This window comes from Klebsiella sp. JN_Kp127, assembly GCF_040062505.1.
Classification (GTDB): Bacteria; Pseudomonadota; Gammaproteobacteria; order Enterobacterales; family Enterobacteriaceae; genus Klebsiella; species Klebsiella quasipneumoniae.
This window is the reverse complement of sequence record NZ_JBEAHS010000052.1, coordinates 28,002-45,732: the sequence shown is the minus strand read 5'-3', so window position 1 is coordinate 45,732 and position 17,731 is coordinate 28,002. Positions and strand designations below refer to the sequence as shown.

The 17,731-nt window shown below is 56.8% G+C and carries 16 protein-coding genes; 9 read left to right on the top strand and 7 right to left on the bottom strand.

Going from position 1 to position 17,731, the window contains the following annotated elements; genetic code table 11:
• Positions 1 to 70: 70 nt before the first annotated feature.
• Genes ABLV04_RS21000 through mtnN form a run of 3 tightly spaced genes read right to left on the bottom strand, consistent with a single transcriptional unit; the run spans position 71 to position 2,225 of the window.
• Positions 71 to 697 (bottom strand): TRIC cation channel family protein, encoded by a 627-nt coding sequence (locus ABLV04_RS21000; RefSeq protein WP_087776508.1) that lies wholly within the window; start codon positions 695 to 697, stop codon positions 71 to 73.
• Positions 698 to 733: 36 nt separating this feature from the next.
• A complete protein-coding gene (btuF, locus tag ABLV04_RS20995; RefSeq protein ID WP_180265994.1) occupies positions 734 to 1,534 on the bottom strand; it encodes a vitamin B12 ABC transporter substrate-binding protein BtuF in 801 nt (266 codons plus the stop codon).
• Positions 1,527 to 2,225, bottom strand: a complete 699-nt coding sequence (gene mtnN / locus ABLV04_RS20990) for a 5'-methylthioadenosine/S-adenosylhomocysteine nucleosidase (RefSeq protein WP_023292040.1) — start codon at positions 2,223 to 2,225, stop codon at positions 1,527 to 1,529. Before mtnN ends, btuF begins: the two co-directional genes overlap by 8 nt.
• A gap of 83 nt (positions 2,226 to 2,308) precedes the next feature.
• Here mtnN and dgt point away from each other — a divergent pair, with 83 nt between their 5' ends.
• The 3 genes from dgt (at position 2,309) to cdaR (ending at position 6,715) form a co-directional block, all read left to right on the top strand.
• Positions 2,309 to 3,823: a dGTPase gene (gene dgt, locus ABLV04_RS20985; RefSeq protein WP_180265993.1), complete on the top strand. Its 1,515-nt coding sequence runs from the start codon at positions 2,309 to 2,311 to the stop codon at positions 3,821 to 3,823.
• A 134-nt stretch (positions 3,824 to 3,957) separates the two neighbouring features.
• The gene (gene degP, locus ABLV04_RS20980) at positions 3,958 to 5,391 is read left to right on the top strand and encodes a serine endoprotease DegP (protein ID WP_023292042.1); all 1,434 of its coding nucleotides are present in this window, start codon (positions 3,958 to 3,960) and stop codon (positions 5,389 to 5,391) included.
• 166 nt (positions 5,392 to 5,557) lie between these two features.
• A complete protein-coding gene (gene cdaR / locus ABLV04_RS20975; RefSeq protein ID WP_023292043.1) occupies positions 5,558 to 6,715 on the top strand; it encodes a DNA-binding transcriptional regulator CdaR in 1,158 nt (385 codons plus the stop codon).
• A 119-nt stretch (positions 6,716 to 6,834) separates the two neighbouring features.
• On the opposite strand, the gene ABLV04_RS20970 is transcribed toward cdaR, so the two are convergent.
• The 4 genes from ABLV04_RS20970 to map all read right to left on the bottom strand — a co-directional run bounded on the left by ABLV04_RS20970 (position 6,835) and on the right by map (position 11,699).
• On the bottom strand, positions 6,835 to 7,221 hold the full coding sequence (locus ABLV04_RS20970; RefSeq protein ID WP_002889292.1) for a DUF3461 family protein: 387 nt from the start codon (positions 7,219 to 7,221) through the stop codon (positions 6,835 to 6,837).
• A 107-nt stretch (positions 7,222 to 7,328) separates the two neighbouring features.
• Complete coding sequence (dapD, locus tag ABLV04_RS20965) at positions 7,329 to 8,153, bottom strand: 2,3,4,5-tetrahydropyridine-2,6-dicarboxylate N-succinyltransferase (RefSeq protein ID WP_180265992.1); 825 nt, start codon at positions 8,151 to 8,153, stop codon at positions 7,329 to 7,331.
• Positions 8,154 to 8,183: 30 nt separating this feature from the next.
• Positions 8,184 to 10,847, bottom strand: coding sequence for a bifunctional uridylyltransferase/uridylyl-removing protein GlnD (gene glnD / locus ABLV04_RS20960; protein WP_023292044.1), 2,664 nt, complete (start codon positions 10,845 to 10,847; stop codon positions 8,184 to 8,186).
• Positions 10,848 to 10,904: 57 nt separating this feature from the next.
• On the bottom strand, positions 10,905 to 11,699 hold the full coding sequence (gene map / locus ABLV04_RS20955; protein WP_004204446.1) for a type I methionyl aminopeptidase: 795 nt from the start codon (positions 11,697 to 11,699) through the stop codon (positions 10,905 to 10,907).
• Between the two features lie 323 nt (positions 11,700 to 12,022).
• On the opposite strand from map, the gene rpsB reads away from it, so the two are divergent.
• The 6 genes from rpsB (at position 12,023) to ispU (ending at position 17,727) form a co-directional block, all read left to right on the top strand.
• The gene (gene rpsB, locus ABLV04_RS20950) at positions 12,023 to 12,748 is read left to right on the top strand and encodes a 30S ribosomal protein S2 (RefSeq protein WP_004204447.1); all 726 of its coding nucleotides are present in this window, start codon (positions 12,023 to 12,025) and stop codon (positions 12,746 to 12,748) included.
• Positions 12,749 to 12,867: 119 nt separating this feature from the next.
• Positions 12,868 to 13,719: a translation elongation factor Ts gene (tsf, locus tag ABLV04_RS20945; RefSeq protein WP_004151930.1), complete on the top strand. Its 852-nt coding sequence runs from the start codon at positions 12,868 to 12,870 to the stop codon at positions 13,717 to 13,719.
• A gap of 147 nt (positions 13,720 to 13,866) precedes the next feature.
• Positions 13,867 to 14,592: a UMP kinase gene (pyrH, locus tag ABLV04_RS20940; protein WP_002889306.1), complete on the top strand. Its 726-nt coding sequence runs from the start codon at positions 13,867 to 13,869 to the stop codon at positions 14,590 to 14,592.
• A 150-nt stretch (positions 14,593 to 14,742) separates the two neighbouring features.
• Positions 14,743 to 15,300 carry a ribosome recycling factor gene (frr, locus tag ABLV04_RS20935; protein ID WP_002889308.1) on the top strand — a complete coding sequence of 186 codons (558 nt, stop codon included), beginning with the start codon at positions 14,743 to 14,745 and terminating at the stop codon, positions 15,298 to 15,300.
• A gap of 228 nt (positions 15,301 to 15,528) precedes the next feature.
• A complete protein-coding gene (ispC, locus tag ABLV04_RS20930; protein WP_044521082.1) occupies positions 15,529 to 16,731 on the top strand; it encodes a 1-deoxy-D-xylulose-5-phosphate reductoisomerase in 1,203 nt (400 codons plus the stop codon).
• Positions 16,732 to 16,968: 237 nt separating this feature from the next.
• Complete coding sequence (gene ispU / locus ABLV04_RS20925; RefSeq protein WP_032429282.1) at positions 16,969 to 17,727, top strand: (2E,6E)-farnesyl-diphosphate-specific ditrans,polycis-undecaprenyl-diphosphate synthase; 759 nt, start codon at positions 16,969 to 16,971, stop codon at positions 17,725 to 17,727.
• Positions 17,728 to 17,731 lie beyond the last annotated feature (4 nt).

The window sequence follows — 17,731 nt, the reverse complement described above, 5'->3', positions numbered from 1 at the left end:
CAGGGGCTTTTTCTCGCAGCGAGAGGGCGCCAACGCTAAAAACGGTAACCTCAGGGTTACCGTTTTGCTTTTATGGCCGTCCGTTATCGTCCAGGGCAAACGTCGGCAGCTTCAGGTGCCAGCGGATCGCCGCCAGCCGGATCGCCAGGGTCACCACCATCCCCATCATTGCCGAATTCTCCAGCGGGAGATGGAAGGTGTCGTGCGCGGTGGCGTGGACAATGCCGCCGACAATACAGGCGGTGGCGTAGATCTCGGTGCGCAGAATCATAGGAATTTCGCGCGCCAGCACGTCGCGGATTATCCCGCCGCCAACGCCGGTCACCACGCCCATGCATACCGCTACCAGCGGGCCGCTGCCGGCGAGAAAGGCTTTATTCACGCCGATGCCGACAAACACCGCTAAACCGACGGCGTCGAGCACCGGCAGGATCCATTTCGGCAGCCGGCGCGGCTGGCGGACCAGCAGGATGGTCAGCATGCTGGTGACCATCGCCACCACCAGATCGGTGGGATCTTTGACCCAGAATACCGGGCCATTCGCCAGCGCCATGTCGCGGATGGTTCCGCCGCCCACCGCCGTCACCACGCCTAACACCAGCACGCCAAACGGGTCCATGCGTAATTTTCCGGCCAGCAGAACGCCGGAGATCGCGAAAACGGCCGTGCCAATAATATCCAGCCAATAGACAAGCATCGTTGATTCCCACTGAACATCCGCTTTACCGGATGGTTATTTTACCTGGTCGAGCGCCGCACAAAGTTGCTTGGCGGCGAGGATAATACGTGGGCTTGCGCGTTCAAACCAGTCGCTGTGTAACGCAATCAACGAAATGGTGAGCTGATGTTGCCAAAAGCGCTGCGCCTCGGCGATGCGGCTGGCGTTGCCGGTCACCACAATCGCCTGCGGCTGACGGGCCAGCACCTGTTCGCGGCTCACCTGCGGCCAGGGAACACGGCTGGCGGCAAAGATATTCTCGCCGCCGCACAGCCTCAGCACCTGATCCTGAATCGAGCCGGGGCCGCTGGTGAACAGCGGGGCGGAACCGAACTGCAGGAAGACGCGTTTCTTCGGCGCGCTGGCATAGCGCGCTTTCAGCGCATCGTATTCCTGCTGCATCGCCTGCGCCGCCTGCTGCGCTTTTTCCGGCTGCGGGCTCCACTGCGCCAGCTGACGCAGGGTGGCGATGATCTCTTCGATGGTCGAAGTCTGCACCCAGAGGACGTGGATCCCCAGGGACTGCAGCTGGTTAACCTGACGTTCGGCATTACCGCCCCGCCAGGCCAGCACCAGGTCTGGCTTTAACGCTACGATGCGCTCCAGGTTCATCCCCTGCCAGCTGGCAACCTGCTCAATCGTTTTGGCCTGCGGCGGATAATCGGAATAGCTACTGACGCCGACCGGCGTGATTCCGGCGGCAAAGGCCAGTTCGGTATTGGCGGGGGAGAGGGCGATCACCCGCGGCGCGGCCAGCAGCCACGCCGGGGCGAGTAACAGCAGCGCGGCAAGCGCGAAGGAGAGCGACTTAGCCACGTGCCAGGTTCTGGACCAGATTCTCCACCATCAGGGTGGACTGTCGGGCGGCGACCGCAAGGAACTCCTCAAAGCTGAGGTGAGACTGCTGGTCGGCCACATCGGAGATGGCGCGAACCACCACGAAGGGAACCTTAAAGTTATGGCAAACGTGAGCGATAGCGGTCGCTTCCATTTCCACAGCGATCGCCTGCGGGAAATTATGGCGGATCTTCGCCAGACCGACAGAGCCGTTAATGAAGGCATCGCCGCTGACGATCAGGCCGCGAACGGCATTGAGATCTAACGCGTTAATGCAGCTCTCCGCGGCGGCCACCAGTTTTTCGTCCGCTTTAAAGCCCGCCGGGCAGCCAGGCAGCTGGCCGTACTCATAACCGAAGGCGGTGACGTCGGCGTCGTGGTAGCGCGCTTCATCGGAGACGACGATATCGCCGACCTTCAGCGTCGACGCCAGGCCGCCGGCTGAGCCGGTATTAATGATCACGTCAGGCTGGCAACGCTCCAGCAGCAGGGTCGCGCCCATCGCCGCCGCCACTTTGCCGATACCAGACTTCAGCAGCGCGACGTCAACGCCGTGAAGTTGGCCGGTATAGATTTCGCTCCCGCCAATAGTGATAGTCTGGCGGTTTTCGATTTTGTCGCGCAGAAGGGTAACTTCCTCTTCCATAGCGCCAATAATGCCAATTTTCATAGATTTACTCGCGATGTGTCAGGTTTAGTTGCATAGTCTATCATGCGCTTAAGGGGAAGCGTATTGCTCGCGCGGGAGAGGCTATGGCAAAGATTGATTTTCGCAACAAGATAAACTGGCGTCGACGCTTCCGTTCGCCGCCGCGTGTCGAGACGGAGCGCGACATCCTGCGGATCTTCGAAAGCGATCGGGGACGGATCGTCAACTCGCCGGCCATCCGTCGCTTACAGCAAAAAACTCAGGTCTTCCCGCTGGAGCGCAACGCAGCGGTGCGTACCCGTCTGACCCACTCGCTGGAGGTGCAGCAGGTGGGGCGTTATATCGCCAAAGAAGTACTGAGCCGGCTGAAAGAGCAGAGGCTGCTGGAAGAGTATGGCCTGGAAGAGCTGACCGGGCCATTCGAGAGCGTCGTGGAGATGGCATGCCTGATGCACGATATCGGCAACCCGCCGTTTGGCCATTTTGGCGAGGCGGCGATTAACGACTGGTTCCGCCAGCGTCTGGCGCCCGGCGATGCGCTCGGGCAGCCGCTGACCGACGATCGCTGTGAAGTGCAGGCATTACGCCTGCAGGAGGGGGAAACGTCGCTTAACGCGCTGCGCCGCAAAGTGCGCCAGGATCTCTGCTGCTTTGAGGGCAACGCCCAGGGCATTCGTCTGGTCCATACGCTGATGCGCATGAATCTGACCTGGGCGCAGGTCGGCTGTATTCTGAAATATACTCGTCCGGCGTGGTGGTCCGAGGCGACGCCAGCCAGCCACAGTTATTTAATGAAGAAGCCTGGCTACTATTTAGCCGAAGAGGAGTATGTGGCGCGCCTGCGTAAAGAACTGGATCTGGCGCCTTACAATCGGTTCCCATTAACCTGGATTATGGAAGCCGCGGATGACATCTCATATTGCGTCGCGGATCTCGAGGACGCGGTGGAAAAACGTATTTTCAGCGCTGAGCAGCTTTATCAGCATCTTTACGACGCCTGGGGCAGCCATGAAAAAGGATCGTTATTCTCGCAGGTGGTGGAAAATGCCTGGGAGAAATCACGAGCCAATTCCCTGAAGCAGAGCGCGGAAGACCAGTTTTTTATGTATTTGCGGGTGAACACGCTGAATAAGCTGGTGCCCTACGCGGCGCGCCGATTTATTGACAACCTGCCGGCCATCTTTACGGGCGACTTTAATCATGCGCTGCTCGAGGACGACAGCGATTGCAGTCAGCTGCTGGAGCTTTATAAAAATGTAGCGATTAAACAGGTGTTTAGCCATCCGGATGTCGAGCAGCTGGAATTGCAGGGCTACCGGGTGATCAGCGGCCTGCTGGATATCTATCAGCCGCTGCTGAAATTATCACTGGAGGATTTCAGCGAATTAGTGGCGCAGGAGCGGGTACGGCGTTTACCCATTTCCTCCCGACTGTATCAGAAACTTTCAACCCGCCACCGGCTGGCCTATGTGGAAGCGGTAAATAAGCTCGCGCGCACAGCGCCTGAATTTACGCTGATGGAATACTATTATCGCTGCCGTCTGATTCAGGATTATATCAGCGGGATGACGGATTTATATGCGTGGGATGAATATCGACGACTGATGGCGGTGGAATAGGCTGGAGTTTTGTAAAGATGGACAATAAATTTTTACTTTTTCCAGAAACTTAATTCCGGAACTTAGCGCTATAAAATGACTCTGATAGTCACGTACACAGCAACTTTCGTTTTCTGATATTGAGATTGAAACTGATGAAAAAAACCACGTTAGCAATGAGTGCACTGGCTCTGAGTTTAGGTCTGGCATTGTCCCCGCTCTCTGCGAGCGCGGCGGAAACGGCATCTTCGGCCACTAACGCGCAGCAGATGCCAAGCCTGGCCCCGATGCTGGAGAAAGTGATGCCGTCGGTGGTGAGCATTAACGTTGAAGGTAGCACCACCGTTAATACCCCACGGATGCCGCGTAACTTCCAGCAGTTCTTTGGCGATAACTCGCCGTTCTGCCAGGATGGTTCTCCATTCCAGAGTTCGCCGTTTTGCCAGGGCGGCGGACAGGGCGGTCAGCCTGACGGCGGCCAGCAGCAGAAATTCATGGCGCTGGGCTCCGGCGTGATTATTGATGCGGCCAAAGGGTATGTGGTGACCAACAACCACGTCGTGGACAACGCCACCACGATTAAGGTCCAGCTGAGCGATGGTCGTAAGTTTGATGCCAAAGTCGTGGGTAAAGACCCGCGCTCTGATATCGCGCTGATTCAGATTCAGGATCCGAAAAACCTGACGGCAATTAAGCTTGCCGACTCTGACGCGCTGCGCGTCGGCGACTACACCGTGGCTATCGGTAACCCGTTCGGTCTGGGCGAAACCGTGACCTCCGGGATTGTTTCCGCGCTGGGTCGTAGCGGCCTGAACGTGGAAAACTACGAAAACTTTATCCAGACCGATGCGGCGATTAACCGCGGGAACTCCGGCGGCGCGCTGGTGAATCTCAACGGCGAGCTGATCGGCATCAACACCGCCATTCTGGCGCCGGACGGCGGCAACATCGGTATCGGTTTTGCTATCCCGAGCAACATGGTGAAAAACCTGACCGAGCAGATGGTGAAATATGGCCAGGTGAAACGCGGCGAGCTCGGCATCATGGGCACCGAACTGAACTCTGAGCTGGCGAAAGCGATGAAAGTCGACGCCCAGCGCGGCGCCTTCGTCAGCCAGGTGATGCCGGGATCGGCGGCCGCGAAAGCGGGCATTAAAGCCGGCGACGTGATCACCTCCCTCAACGGGAAGGCGATCAGCAGCTTCGCCGCGCTGCGTGCTCAGGTCGGCACCATGCCTATCGGCAGCAAGGTTGAGCTTGGCCTGCTGCGCGATGGCAAACCGGTGACCGTCACCGTCGAACTGCAGCAGAGCAACCAGACCCAGGTTGACTCCAGCACCATCTTCAACGGGATTGAAGGGGCGGAAATGAGCAACAAGGGTCAGGACAAAGGCGTGGTGGTCAATAATGTGAAAGCCGGCACCCCGGCGGCGCAGATTGGCCTCAAGAAAGGCGACATCATTGTCGGGGCCAACCAGCAGCCGGTGAAAAACATCGCCGATCTGCGGAAAATCTTCGACGCCAAACCGTCCGTGCTGGCGCTGAACATTCAGCGCGGCGACGCCTCTATCTACCTGCTGCTGCAGTAATCGTCAGCGCTTGATCCCAGCCCCTTCCCTCGCCGAGGGCAGGGGCTTTTTTTCGTTCTGTGACCGCTTCCACAACTCCACATATCTCATCCGGGCTTCGGGCATATGCACAATGCAGCAGGGCGACGACTCTTTTATGCTGGTGCCCTGCAAAGGGGAGGATTACATGGCTGGCTGGCATCTCGATACCAAAATGGCGCAGGATATTGTGGCGCGGACGATGCGCATCATCGATACCAACATCAACGTGATGGATGCCCGCGGGCGGATTATTGGCAGCGGCGATCGGGAAAGGATTGGTGAATTGCACGAAGGCGCGCTGCTGGTGCTTTCTCAGGGGCGGGTGGTGGATATCGACGACGCGGTGGCTCGCCATCTGCACGGGGTGCGCCAGGGCATTAACCTGCCGCTGCGCCTGGAGGGGGAGATCGTCGGGGTGATCGGCCTGACCGGCGAGCCGGAGTCGCTGCGAAAATATGGCGAGCTGGTGTGCATGACGGCAGAGATGATGCTGGAGCAGTCGCGACTGATGCATCTCCTGGCGCAGGACAGCCGTCTGCGCGAAGAGCTGGTGATGAACCTGATTCAGGCGGAAGAGCATACCCCGGCGCTGAACGAATGGGCTCAGCGATTAGGCATCGACCTGAATCAGCCGCGCGTGGTGGCGATGATTGAGGTGGACAGCGGCCAGCTCGGCGTAGACAGCGCGATGGCGGAACTACAGCAGCTGCAGAACGCGCTGACCACGCCCGATCGCCATAATCTCGTGGCCATTGTCTCGCTCACGGAAATGGTGGTGCTGAAACCGGCGCTGAACAGCTTTGGCCGCTGGGACGCCGACGATCACGTCCGGCGCGTCGAGCAGCTTATCGCCAGGATGAAAGAGAATGGCCAGCTCCGTTTCCGCGTGGCGTTGGGCAACTTCTTCACCGGTCCCGGGAGTATCGCCCGCTCTTACCGTACCGCTCGCACGACGATGATGGTGGGCAAGCAGCGGATGCCGGAGAGCCGCTGCTATTTCTATCAGGATCTGATGCTGCCGGTGCTGCTTGACAGCCTGCGCGGCGGCTGGCAGGCCAATGAGCTGGCTCGTCCGCTGGCGCGTCTCAAGGCGATGGATAACAACGGGCTGCTGCGGCGAACGCTGCAGGCGTGGTTTCGCCATAACGTGCAGCCGCTGGCGACGTCGAAGGCCCTGTTTATTCATCGCAATACGCTGGAGTACCGGTTGAATCGTATCTCGGAGCTGACGGGGCTGGATCTTGGCAGCTTTGACGACCGGCTGCTGCTGTATATCGCGCTGCAGCTGGATGAACAACGCTAAGGCGTGGAGGTAAAAAATGCCGGGTAGCGACTCGCCATACCCGGCCTGGACGATGCATGCTGTCGGTAGCGGTTTGATACCGCCAGCCCGGTCAGGCGACGCGCCGCCGGGGGATGCGCTTACTTACGGGTGAGCTTTTCCAGATCGGCTTCGATTTCGCTGATCTTATTGGTGACCACGCTTTCCAGATGGCGTAAATCGTCGAGGATTTTACGCTTGAGATCGATTTCAGTGCGATCGCGCTGGCAGATCTGATCCAGCTCATCGATGACGTAACGCAGATTGGGGCTGATCTCCTGGACCTCTTTGTAGCCCTGGCCGACGCCGTCGGCGACGACGGTTTTGCGCTGACGCGGATATTTGAACTTCACGCTCTTGGCGAAGAATTCGCCTTTGTCTTTCTGAAAATAGATTTTCAGAATGTCGTTGTTAGCTTCCTGCCGCAGGCTATAGCGATCGATCTCATCAGGGTTGGTAATGCCAAGACTTTTCAGATTATCGTACATAACGGTACCTTTGATAGCATCATAACCATTGAATAATTAACGAAAAAATCCATTCTCGCCAGCATCAAATATCAAAAAAGCGGGATATCTCCCGCTTTTTATTTGCTTTAGTCGATGGTACGCAGCAGTTCGTTAATGCCGACCTTGCCGCGAGTTTTAGCATCGACTTTCTTCACGATCACTGCGCAGTACAGACTGTATTTACCATCTTTCGACGGCAGGTTGCCTGACACCACTACCGAGCCAGCCGGCACGCGGCCGTAGAAGACTTCGCCGGTTTCACGATCGTAGATTTTGGTGCTCTGACCCAGGTAAACGCCCATGGAGATCACGGAGCCTTCTTCGACAATCACCCCTTCAACTACTTCAGAGCGCGCGCCGATGAAGCAGTTATCTTCGATGATGGTCGGGTTCGCCTGCAGCGGCTCCAGTACGCCACCGATGCCGACGCCGCCGGACAGGTGAACGTTTTTACCGATCTGCGCGCAGGAGCCGACGGTGGCCCAGGTGTCAACCATGGTGCCTTCGTCAACGTAGGCGCCGATGTTAACGTAGGACGGCATCAGCACGGTGTTGCGGGCGATGAACGCGCCCTGGCGCACCGCTGCCGGGGGCACCACGCGGAAACCTTCTTTCTGGAAACGCGCTTCGTCATAGTCAGCGAATTTCATCGGTACTTTATCGAAGTAGCGGCTTTCCGCACCATCGATAACCTGGTTATCGTTAATACGGAAAGAGAGCAGTACCGCCTTCTTCAGCCACTGATGCGTCACCCACTGACCGTCGATCTTCTCAGCGACGCGCAGCGCGCCCGAATCCAGAAGGGCAATAGCCTGGTTAACCGCTTCGCGGGTCACGGTATCCACATTGGCCGGCGTGATGTCGGCGCGACGCTCGAAGGCGGACTCAATAACGTTCTGTAACTGCTGCATTGTTTCTTTCCATTCACTAAAAAAAATACGTCACCCTTTATCGTTTGGATTGAGGGCCGCTGTCAACCGTTGTTGCACTTCTTGTTGCAGCTCATTATTAAGGGCACGCCGGTCGGCGGTAGCGATTATAAATAAATCTTCTACTCGCTCACCAATTGTCGTAATTCGCGCCCCGTGAAGCGAAATTCCGAGGTCGGCGAACACCTGACCGACGCGGGCGAGCAGCCCGGGCTGGTCAAGGGCAATCAGCTCGAGAAACGATTTGCGATCGGTATGGGTCGGCAGGAAATTCACCTCGGTGTCCACCGAAAAATGACGCAGCTTTGCCGCCTGACGACGGGGCGCCGGGGGCTCCCAACTGCGCTGGGTGATGGTCTGTTCCAGACCCTGGCGGATCGCCTCGTGGCGGTCGGCGGACAGCGGACTGCCGTCAGGCTCAAGGACGATAAAGGTATCCATCGCCATGCCGTCGCGGGTGGTGAAGATCTGCGCGTCGTGGACGCTGAGGTTGCGACGGTCCAGTTCGCCGCACACCGCGGCGAACAGGTAAGGGCGATCCGGGCTCCAGATAAAAATCTCCGTTCCGCCGCGAGTGGCCTGCGAGCTCAGGAGGATCATCGGCTTATTCAGATCGTGGCGCAGCAGGTTGCGGGCGTGCCAGGCGAGCTGCGTCGGCGTATGTCGCACGAAATAGTTGGCGCGGCAGCGGTTCCAGATTTGATGCAGCGCCTCTTCATTAATATTGTCCATCCGCAGCAGGGCCAGCGCCTGCAGCTGATGGTGACGCACCCGTTCGCGCATGTCCGGGGTGCTTTGCATGCCGCGACGCAGCTGTTTTTCAGTGGCGAAATAGAGTTCGCGCAGCAGGCTCTGCTTCCAGCTGTTCCACAGGGTTTCGTTGGTGGCGCAGATATCGGCCACGGTCAGGCACACCAGATAGCGCAGGCGATTTTCCGTTTGCACCTCCTCGGCGAACTGCTTAATCACTTCCGGATCCTGAATATCGCGCCGCTGGGCGGTGACCGACATCAGCAGGTGGTGACGCACCAGCCAGGCGACCAGCTGCGTTTCACGGGAGTTCAGCCCGTGCAGTTCGGCAAATTTCAGCACATCCTGCGCGCCGAGGATCGAGTGGTCGCCGCCGCGCCCTTTGGCGATGTCGTGGAACAGGGCGGCGATTAAAATCAGCTCCGGGTGCGTTAAGCGCGGCCACAGTTCCACGCACAGCGGGTGACGGCTACGGGTCTCTTCTTTAGCAAAGCTCTCCAGCTTGAGCATCACGCGGATGGTGTGTTCATCGACGGTGTAGGCGTGAAACAGGTCGAACTGCATCTGGCCGACGATATGGGACCACTGCGGCATATAGGCCCACAGCACGCTGTGACGATGCATCGGCAGCAGTCCGCGACTCACTGCCCCCTGATGGCGCAGCATGCTGAGAAAGAGCGTGCGCGCCTCCGGGATATAGCACAGCGGCTGGGTCAGATGACGGCGGGCGTGGCGCAGATGGCGCAACGTCGTGGAGTAGATGCCGGTGATGGTGCTGTTGCGCACCATGATATAAAACATGCGCAGAATGGCCTGCGGCTCGCGAATAAACAGCGTATCGTCACGCAGATCGATCAGCGTGCCGCGCAGCTGGAAGTCATCATCGATCGGGCGCGGTTTTTCATCCTCGGTCAGGGCGAGGATGGCCTCTTCAAACAGCTGCAGCAGCATCTGGTTCAGCTCGCTCACCCGGCGGGTGACGCGGAAGAAGTCCTTCATCATATGCTCAATCGGCTGGTTGCCGTCGCCTTCATAGCCGAGCCGGCGGGCGACGCTGAGCTGGCGGTCGAAAAGCAGGCGGTTGTCATAGCGAGTGAGTTCGAGATGCAGCGCGAAGCGGATACGCCACAGCTGGTGCAGACACTCGTTGAGCTCATTGCGCTCGGCCTCGGTCAGAAAGCCGAAGCCGACCATCTCATCCATCGAGGTGGCGCCGAAATGGCGGCGAGCCACCCACTGTAGCGTATGGATATCGCGCAGGCCGCCGGGGCTGCTTTTCACGTCCGGCTCGAGGTTATAGCTGGTGCCGTGATAGCGTTGATGACGGACGTTCTGCTCTTCGACTTTCGCGGCGAAGAACTTTTCTGATGGCCAGAAGCCGTCGCTAAAAATATGTTTTTGCAGTTCAAGGAACAGCGCGACGTCGCCGATCAGCAGGCGCGATTCGATTAAGTTGGTGGCGACGGTGAGATCCGAAAGCCCTTCCAGCAGACACTCTTCGAGAGTGCGCACGCTGTGGCCTACCTCCAGTTTGACGTCCCACAGCAGCGTCAGCAGTTCGCCGACCTTTTGCGCCTGGTCGTCCGGCAGCTTTTTGCGGCTGAGGATCAGCAGATCGACGTCAGAGAGCGGATGCAGCTCGCCGCGGCCATAGCCGCCGACGGCCACCAGCGCCAGGTCGCAGACGGATTCAAAGCCGCAGGCGATCCACAACCGCTGCAGCAGCTGGTCGATAAATTCGGTGCGCGCCGCAATGAGCTGCTCCGCGGCGATACCGGCGTCAAACGCCTCGCCCAGCCAGTGCTGAAAGGTATCGATGTGCGCCTTAATTGCAGCACAGTTCAGATCGCCCTGCGGCCAGCTCACCGGATGTTCCGGCGGGATGGGCAGAAGGGGGGAGGCTGTGTCAGGTAATGAGTTGCTCATCGCGTCACCATAAGAAAAAACTATCTAATAAAAAAGCCGGCGGGCGCCGGCTTTTCATCATTCATCGTGCGAGATTATCGCCGGGATGGTGTCATCCTTACGTAGCGTCAGAATTTCGCAGCCGTTGTCTGTCACCACAATAGTATGCTCGTACTGCGCAGACAAGCTCCGGTCTTTGGTTTTCACCGTCCAGCCGTCTTTCATGCTGCGGATCTCTTTTTTACCGGCGTTGACCATCGGCTCGATGGTGAAGGTCATGCCTGGTTTGAGCACGACGTTGGTTTCCGGCGAGTCGTAGTGCAGCACCTGCGGCTCTTCATGGAAGCCGCGGCCGATGCCGTGACCACAGTATTCGCGAACCACGGAGAACCCTTCCGCTTCCACATATTTCTGGATCGCCGCGCCGATGGTGCGCAGGTTGATGCCCGGCTTCACCATCTTCAGCGCCAGGTACAGGCTTTCCTGAGTGATGCGGCACAGGCGTTCGCCGAGAATCGTCGGTTTGCCGACGATAAACATTTTGGAGGTATCGCCATGGAAATCATCTTTAATGACGGTCACGTCGATATTCACGATATCGCCATCTTTCAGCAGCTTGCCGTCGTCAGGGATACCGTGACAGACCACTTCGTTGACCGAAATGCAGACGGATTTCGGATAGCCGTGATAGCCGAGACAGGCGGAAATGGCCTTCTGCTCGTTAACGATATAGTCGTTACAGATACGGTCCAGTTCGCCAGTGCTGACGCCCGGCTTAACCCAGGGTTCGATCATTTCCAGCACTTCAGCGGCCAGGCGACCGGCAACGCGCATTTTTTCAATATCTTCAGATGTCTTAATAGAGATAGCCATGGAGTATGTCCAGCAGTGTCGATATTTTCGACAATAATAGAGTAAGTCCTGTCAATGGTAACAGTCCGGGTAGGCTGGTGCCAAACTGAGAATCATTAACAGCACGTGACGTCAACAAGAGTTGGTGTCTGGATGGATTTTGTGATATAAAGCGCGCCGGACTTCCGTTCCATCTCAGATACACAAGGATGGGACGTAAGCGACATCGCTCACTTTGTGTAATAACACACACGTATCGGCACATATTCCGGGGTGCCCTTCGGGGTCGGTAATATGGGATACGTGGAGGCATAACCCCAATTTAATCTATAGAGGTTTTAAACATGGCAACTGTTTCCATGCGCGACATGCTCAAGGCTGGTGTTCACTTCGGTCACCAGACCCGTTACTGGAACCCGAAAATGAAGCCGTTCATCTTCGGTGCGCGTAACAAAGTTCACATCATCAACCTTGAGAAAACCGTACCGATGTTCAACGACGCTCTGGCTGAACTGAACAAGATCGCTGCTCGTAAAGGTAAAATCCTTTTCGTTGGTACTAAGCGCGCTGCAAGCGAAGCGGTAAAAGACGCTGCTCTGAGCTGCGACCAGTTCTTCGTGAACCATCGCTGGCTGGGCGGTATGCTGACTAACTGGAAAACCGTTCGTCAGTCCATCAAACGTCTGAAAGACCTGGAAACTCAGTCCCAGGACGGTACTTTCGACAAGCTGACCAAAAAAGAAGCGCTGATGCGTACTCGTGAGCTGGACAAGCTGGAAAACAGCCTGGGCGGTATCAAAGACATGGGCGGCCTGCCGGACGCACTGTTCGTTATCGACGCTGACCACGAGCACATCGCTATCAAAGAAGCAAACAACCTGGGCATCCCGGTATTTGCTATCGTTGATACCAACTCTGATCCGGACGGCGTAGACTTCGTTATCCCGGGTAACGACGATGCAATCCGCGCAGTAAGCCTGTACCTGGGCGCTGTTGCTGCTACCGTTCGTGAAGGTCGCTCTCAGGACCTGGCTTCTCAGGCGGAAGAAAGCTTCGTAGAAGCTGAATAATAAGGTTTAAGCCCTTATTAGTACCGTGTATGAATAGGGGCCCATTATCGGCCCCTTTTTTCAATTTACGCTGTTTGGCCGTTGGCCGGGCAGTATCCACATCTCCCGAGGATTTTAGAATGGCTGAAATTACCGCTTCCCTGGTAAAAGAGCTGCGCGAACGTACTGGCGCAGGCATGATGGATTGCAAAAAAGCGCTGACTGAAGCGAATGGCGACATCGAGCTGGCAATCGAAAACATGCGTAAATCCGGCGCGATCAAAGCGGCGAAGAAAGCAGGCAACGTGGCTGCTGACGGCGTGATCAAAACCAAAATCGAAGGCAACTACGGTTACATTCTGGAAGTTAACTGCCAGACTGACTTCGTTGCTAAAGATGGTGGTTTCCAGGCATTTGCTGACAAAGTACTGGACGCCGCTGTTGCGGGTAAAATCTCCGACGTTGAAGTTCTGAAAGCGCAGTTCGAAGAAGAACGTGTTGCCCTGGTTGCTAAAATCGGTGAGAACATCAACATCCGTCGTATCGCTGTTCTGGAAGGCGACGTTCTGGGCAGCTACCAGCACGGTGCGCGCATCGGCGTTCTGGTTGCCGCTAAAGGCGCTGACGAAGAGCTGGTTAAGCAGCTGGCAATGCACGTTGCCGCAAGCAAGCCGGAATTCGTTAAGCCGGAAGACGTGTCTGCTGAAGTGGTAGAGAAAGAGTACCAGGTTCAGCTGGACATCGCGATGCAGTCCGGTAAGCCGAAAGAAATCGCAGAGAAAATGGTTGAAGGCCGCATGAAGAAATTCACCGGCGAAGTTTCTCTGACTGGTCAGCCTTTCGTCATGGAGCCGAGCAAATCTGTTGGTCAGCTGCTGAAAGAGCACAACGCTGACGTGACTGGCTTCATCCGCTTTGAAGTGGGCGAAGGCATCGAGAAAGTTGAGACTGACTTTGCAGCAGAAGTTGCTGCGATGTCCAAGCAGTCTTAATTTTTACAAGGAGCCGCCTGAGGGCGGCTTCTTTTTGCGCCCATTTTGTAAATTCAGCCAACTGCTTATAGTGACCGCGCTGAAATGCGACATACAATGTCGCCGGAATTCTCACATCTCATTCGTTGACAGTCTCAGGAAAGAAACATGGCTACCAATGCAAAACCCGTCTACAAACGTATTCTGCTGAAATTAAGTGGCGAAGCGCTGCAGGGCTCAGAAGGCTTCGGTATTGATGCAAGCATACTTGACCGCATGGCTCAAGAGATCAAAGAGCTGGTTGAGCTGGGTATTCAGGTTGGCGTAGTAATTGGTGGCGGTAACCTGTTCCGTGGTGCTGGTCTGGCGAAAGCGGGTATGAACCGCGTTGTGGGCGACCACATGGGCATGCTGGCTACGGTTATGAATGGCCTCGCGATGCGCGATGCGCTCCACCGCGCCTATGTGAACGCTCGTTTGATGTCCGCCATTCCGCTGAACGGCGTGTGCGACAACTACAGCTGGGCAGAGGCGATCAGCTTGCTGCGCAACAACCGCGTGGTGATCCTTTCCGCGGGTACCGGCAACCCGTTCTTTACCACCGATTCCGCAGCCTGCCTGCGCGGGATTGAAATTGAAGCCGATGTGGTGCTGAAAGCCACCAAGGTTGACGGCGTATTCACCGCCGATCCGGCCAAAGATCCTTCCGCCACGATGTACGATCAGCTGACCTACAGCGAAGTGCTGGAAAAAGAGCTGAAAGTGATGGATCTGGCGGCCTTCACCCTGGCGCGTGACCATAAATTACCGATTCGCGTCTTCAATATGAACAAACCTGGCGCGCTGCGTCGCGTGGTGATGGGCGAAAAAGAAGGCACATTGATCACGGAATAATTCCCGTCAGCGCCAAATCCGGGTAAGATTCCGCTTTACTTTCGCGGGGATATTACCCGGTGATTTTCATTAAATCTGACTATACTTAGCTCATTTTCCGACGGGTGCCCCGTCTGGTCTGACTGAGACAAGCTTTCAAGGATTCGTAACGTGATTAGCGATATCAGAAAAGATGCTGAAATCCGCATGGAAAAATGCGTCGAAGCATTCAAAAACCAAATCAGCAAAATTCGCACGGGTCGTGCTTCTCCGAGCCTGCTGGACGGGATTGTTGTTGAATACTACGGTACGCCGACCCCGCTGCGCCAGCTGGCCAGCGTCACCGTCGAAGACTCCCGTACCCTGAAAATCAACGTCTTTGACCGTTCTATGTCCGCGGCTGTTGAAAAAGCGATCATGGCGTCCGACCTCGGTCTGAACCCAAGCTCTGCCGGTAGCGATATTCGTGTTCCGCTGCCGCCGCTGACCGAAGAGCGTCGTAAAGATCTGACCAAGATCGTGCGTGGTGAAGCTGAACAGGCGCGCGTTGCCGTACGTAACGTTCGCCGCGACGCCAACGACAAAGTCAAAGCGCTGCTGAAAGAGAAAGAGATCAGCGAGGATGACGATCGCCGTTCTCAGGACGACGTGCAGAAAATGACTGACGCCGCCATCAAGAAAGTTGACGCGGCGCTGGCAGACAAAGAAGCGGAACTGATGCAGTTCTGATGCTCTGCCCTTACTCGGGCCTGACAGCGTCTGGCCTGAGTAAAATCCGAAACGCCGTACAGAAGACTGTACGCTCAATTCTCGGGATTGCGTTGCGACCGCTGGCCTTGTAGCCTTTAGCGCTAAGTTGAAGGCCTGATGCCGCCGTCTTATCCCTGATAATTGCTGCGTAGGGGCTTGCTGGCGGCGTTTTGCTTTTTATTCTGTTTCCACTCTTCTGGACGTCTCATGAAGCAATTAACCGTTCTCGGTTCGACCGGCTCCATTGGCTGTAGCACGCTGGACGTGGTACGCCATAATCCCGGTCGCTTTTCCGTCGCCGCGCTGGTCGCGGGGAAAAACGTTGACCGTATGGTTGAACAATGCCTTGAATTTACCCCCCGTTACGCCGTGATGGACGATGCGCAAAGCGCTGAGCGGTTGCGCACCCGTCTGCAGGAACATGGCTGCCGTACCGAGGTGCTGAGCGGCCAGCAGGCGGCGGCAGAGGTCGCGGCGCTGGAGGAGGTCGATCAGGTGATGGCGGCTATCGTCGGCGCGGCGGGTCTGGTGCCGACGCTGGCGGCGATCCGCGCCGGAAAAACGGTGTTGTTAGCAAATAAAGAGTCGCTGGTGACCTGCGGTCGCTTGTTCATGGAGGCGGTTCAACGGTCGGGGGCGCGATTGCTGCCGGTCGACAGCGAACATAACGCGATTTTTCAGAGTATGCCGGAGACAATTCAGCAGCATCTGGGATACGCTGACCTGGCGCAGAATGGCGTTTCGTCCATTCTGCTGACCGGCTCGGGCGGGCCTTTCCGCGAGACAGCGGTAGCTGAACTGGCGGCGATGACGCCGGATCAGGCCTGCCGTCATCCCAACTGGTCGATGGGACGCAAGATCTCCGTCGACTCCGCCACGATGATGAACAAAGGTCTGGAATATATTGAAGCGCGCTGGCTGTTTAACGCCTCGGCCCGGCAGATGGAGGTCCTTATCCATCCGCAGTCGGTGATCCACTCGATGGTTCGCTATCAGGACGGCAGCGTGCTGGCGCAGCTTGGGGAACCGGATATGCGCACCCCGATCGCCCATACCATGGGCTGGCCGCAGCGGCTGAACTCCGGCGCTAAGCCGCTGGACTTCTGTCAGCTGAGCAATCTGAGCTTCTCCGCGCCAGACTATACGCGGTATCCGTGCCTGAAGCTGGCGATGGAGGCGTTTGACGTCGGCCAGGCGGCGACCACCACGCTGAATGCGGCCAATGAAGAGTCGGTTGCCGCGTTTCTGCAGGGCGATATCCGCTTTACCGATATTGCGGCGGTTAACCTGGCGGTGCTGGATAAGATGAACCTGCTGGAGCCGCAAAGCATTGATGACGTTCTGGTTATCGACGCTGAGGCCCGCGCGGTTGCTCATCAACAGCTGAAGCGGTTGGTCACCCAGGCGTAACGCGGTGATATTTGTGGGCGCAAAGCTTCAGTGATATAGTCTGCGCCACCCGATCGTTGCATTTTGTTGTTGAAGATTACGGTGGCCGTGGCAAAACACGGCTTTTTTGCGTAAAGCTTTTGGTTGTTCTCTGCGATTGGCTGCAGCCCCGGCACCGGATAAAAATGCGTATCCAGCGCGGCCCGGTGGCCTCTGTTTGGTGGCTAGTTAATCCTTATTATGGACTTAAAACGCGTGATGTTGTCTGCTAATCAAACTGTCAGCGAAATATCGCCTACACATGGCTGCCGTCATGTCGCCATTATTATGGATGGCAACGGCCGTTGGGCGAAACGGCAAGGTAAAATTCGCGCTTTCGGGCACAAGGCCGGTGCGAAATCCGTGCGTCGCGCGGTCTCTTTCGCGGCGAATAATGGAATTGAGGCGTTAACGTTATACGCGTTCAGCAGCGAAAACTGGAACCGTCCGGCTCAGGAAGTCAGTGCGCTGATGGAGCTGTTCGTCTGGGCGCTGGATAGCGAAGTCAAAAGCCTGCACCGACACAATGTGCGTTTGCGGATTATTGGCGACACCACGCGCTTCAATGCGCGCCTGCAGGAGCGTATCCGCAAAGCGGAAGCGCTGACCGCGAACAATACCGGCTTAACGCTGAATATTGCGGCCAATTACGGCGGTCGCTGGGATATTACCCAGGGCGTTCGTTTTCTGGCGAAACAGGTACAGGACGGGACGCTGCTGCCTGAGCAGATCACGGAAGACATGCTGAGTCAGCAGGTCTGCATGCATGAACTGGCTCCCGTAGATTTAGTTATTAGGACCGGGGGAGAGCACCGAATAAGTAATTTTCTGATTTGGCAAATTGCCTATGCCGAACTTTACTTTACGGATGTTCTTTGGCCCGATTTTGCTGAACAGGACTTTGAAGGTGCACTCCATGCCTTTGTTAATCGAGAGCGTCGTTTCGGCGGCACTGAGCCGGGTGGCAGTCATGCCTGATGGG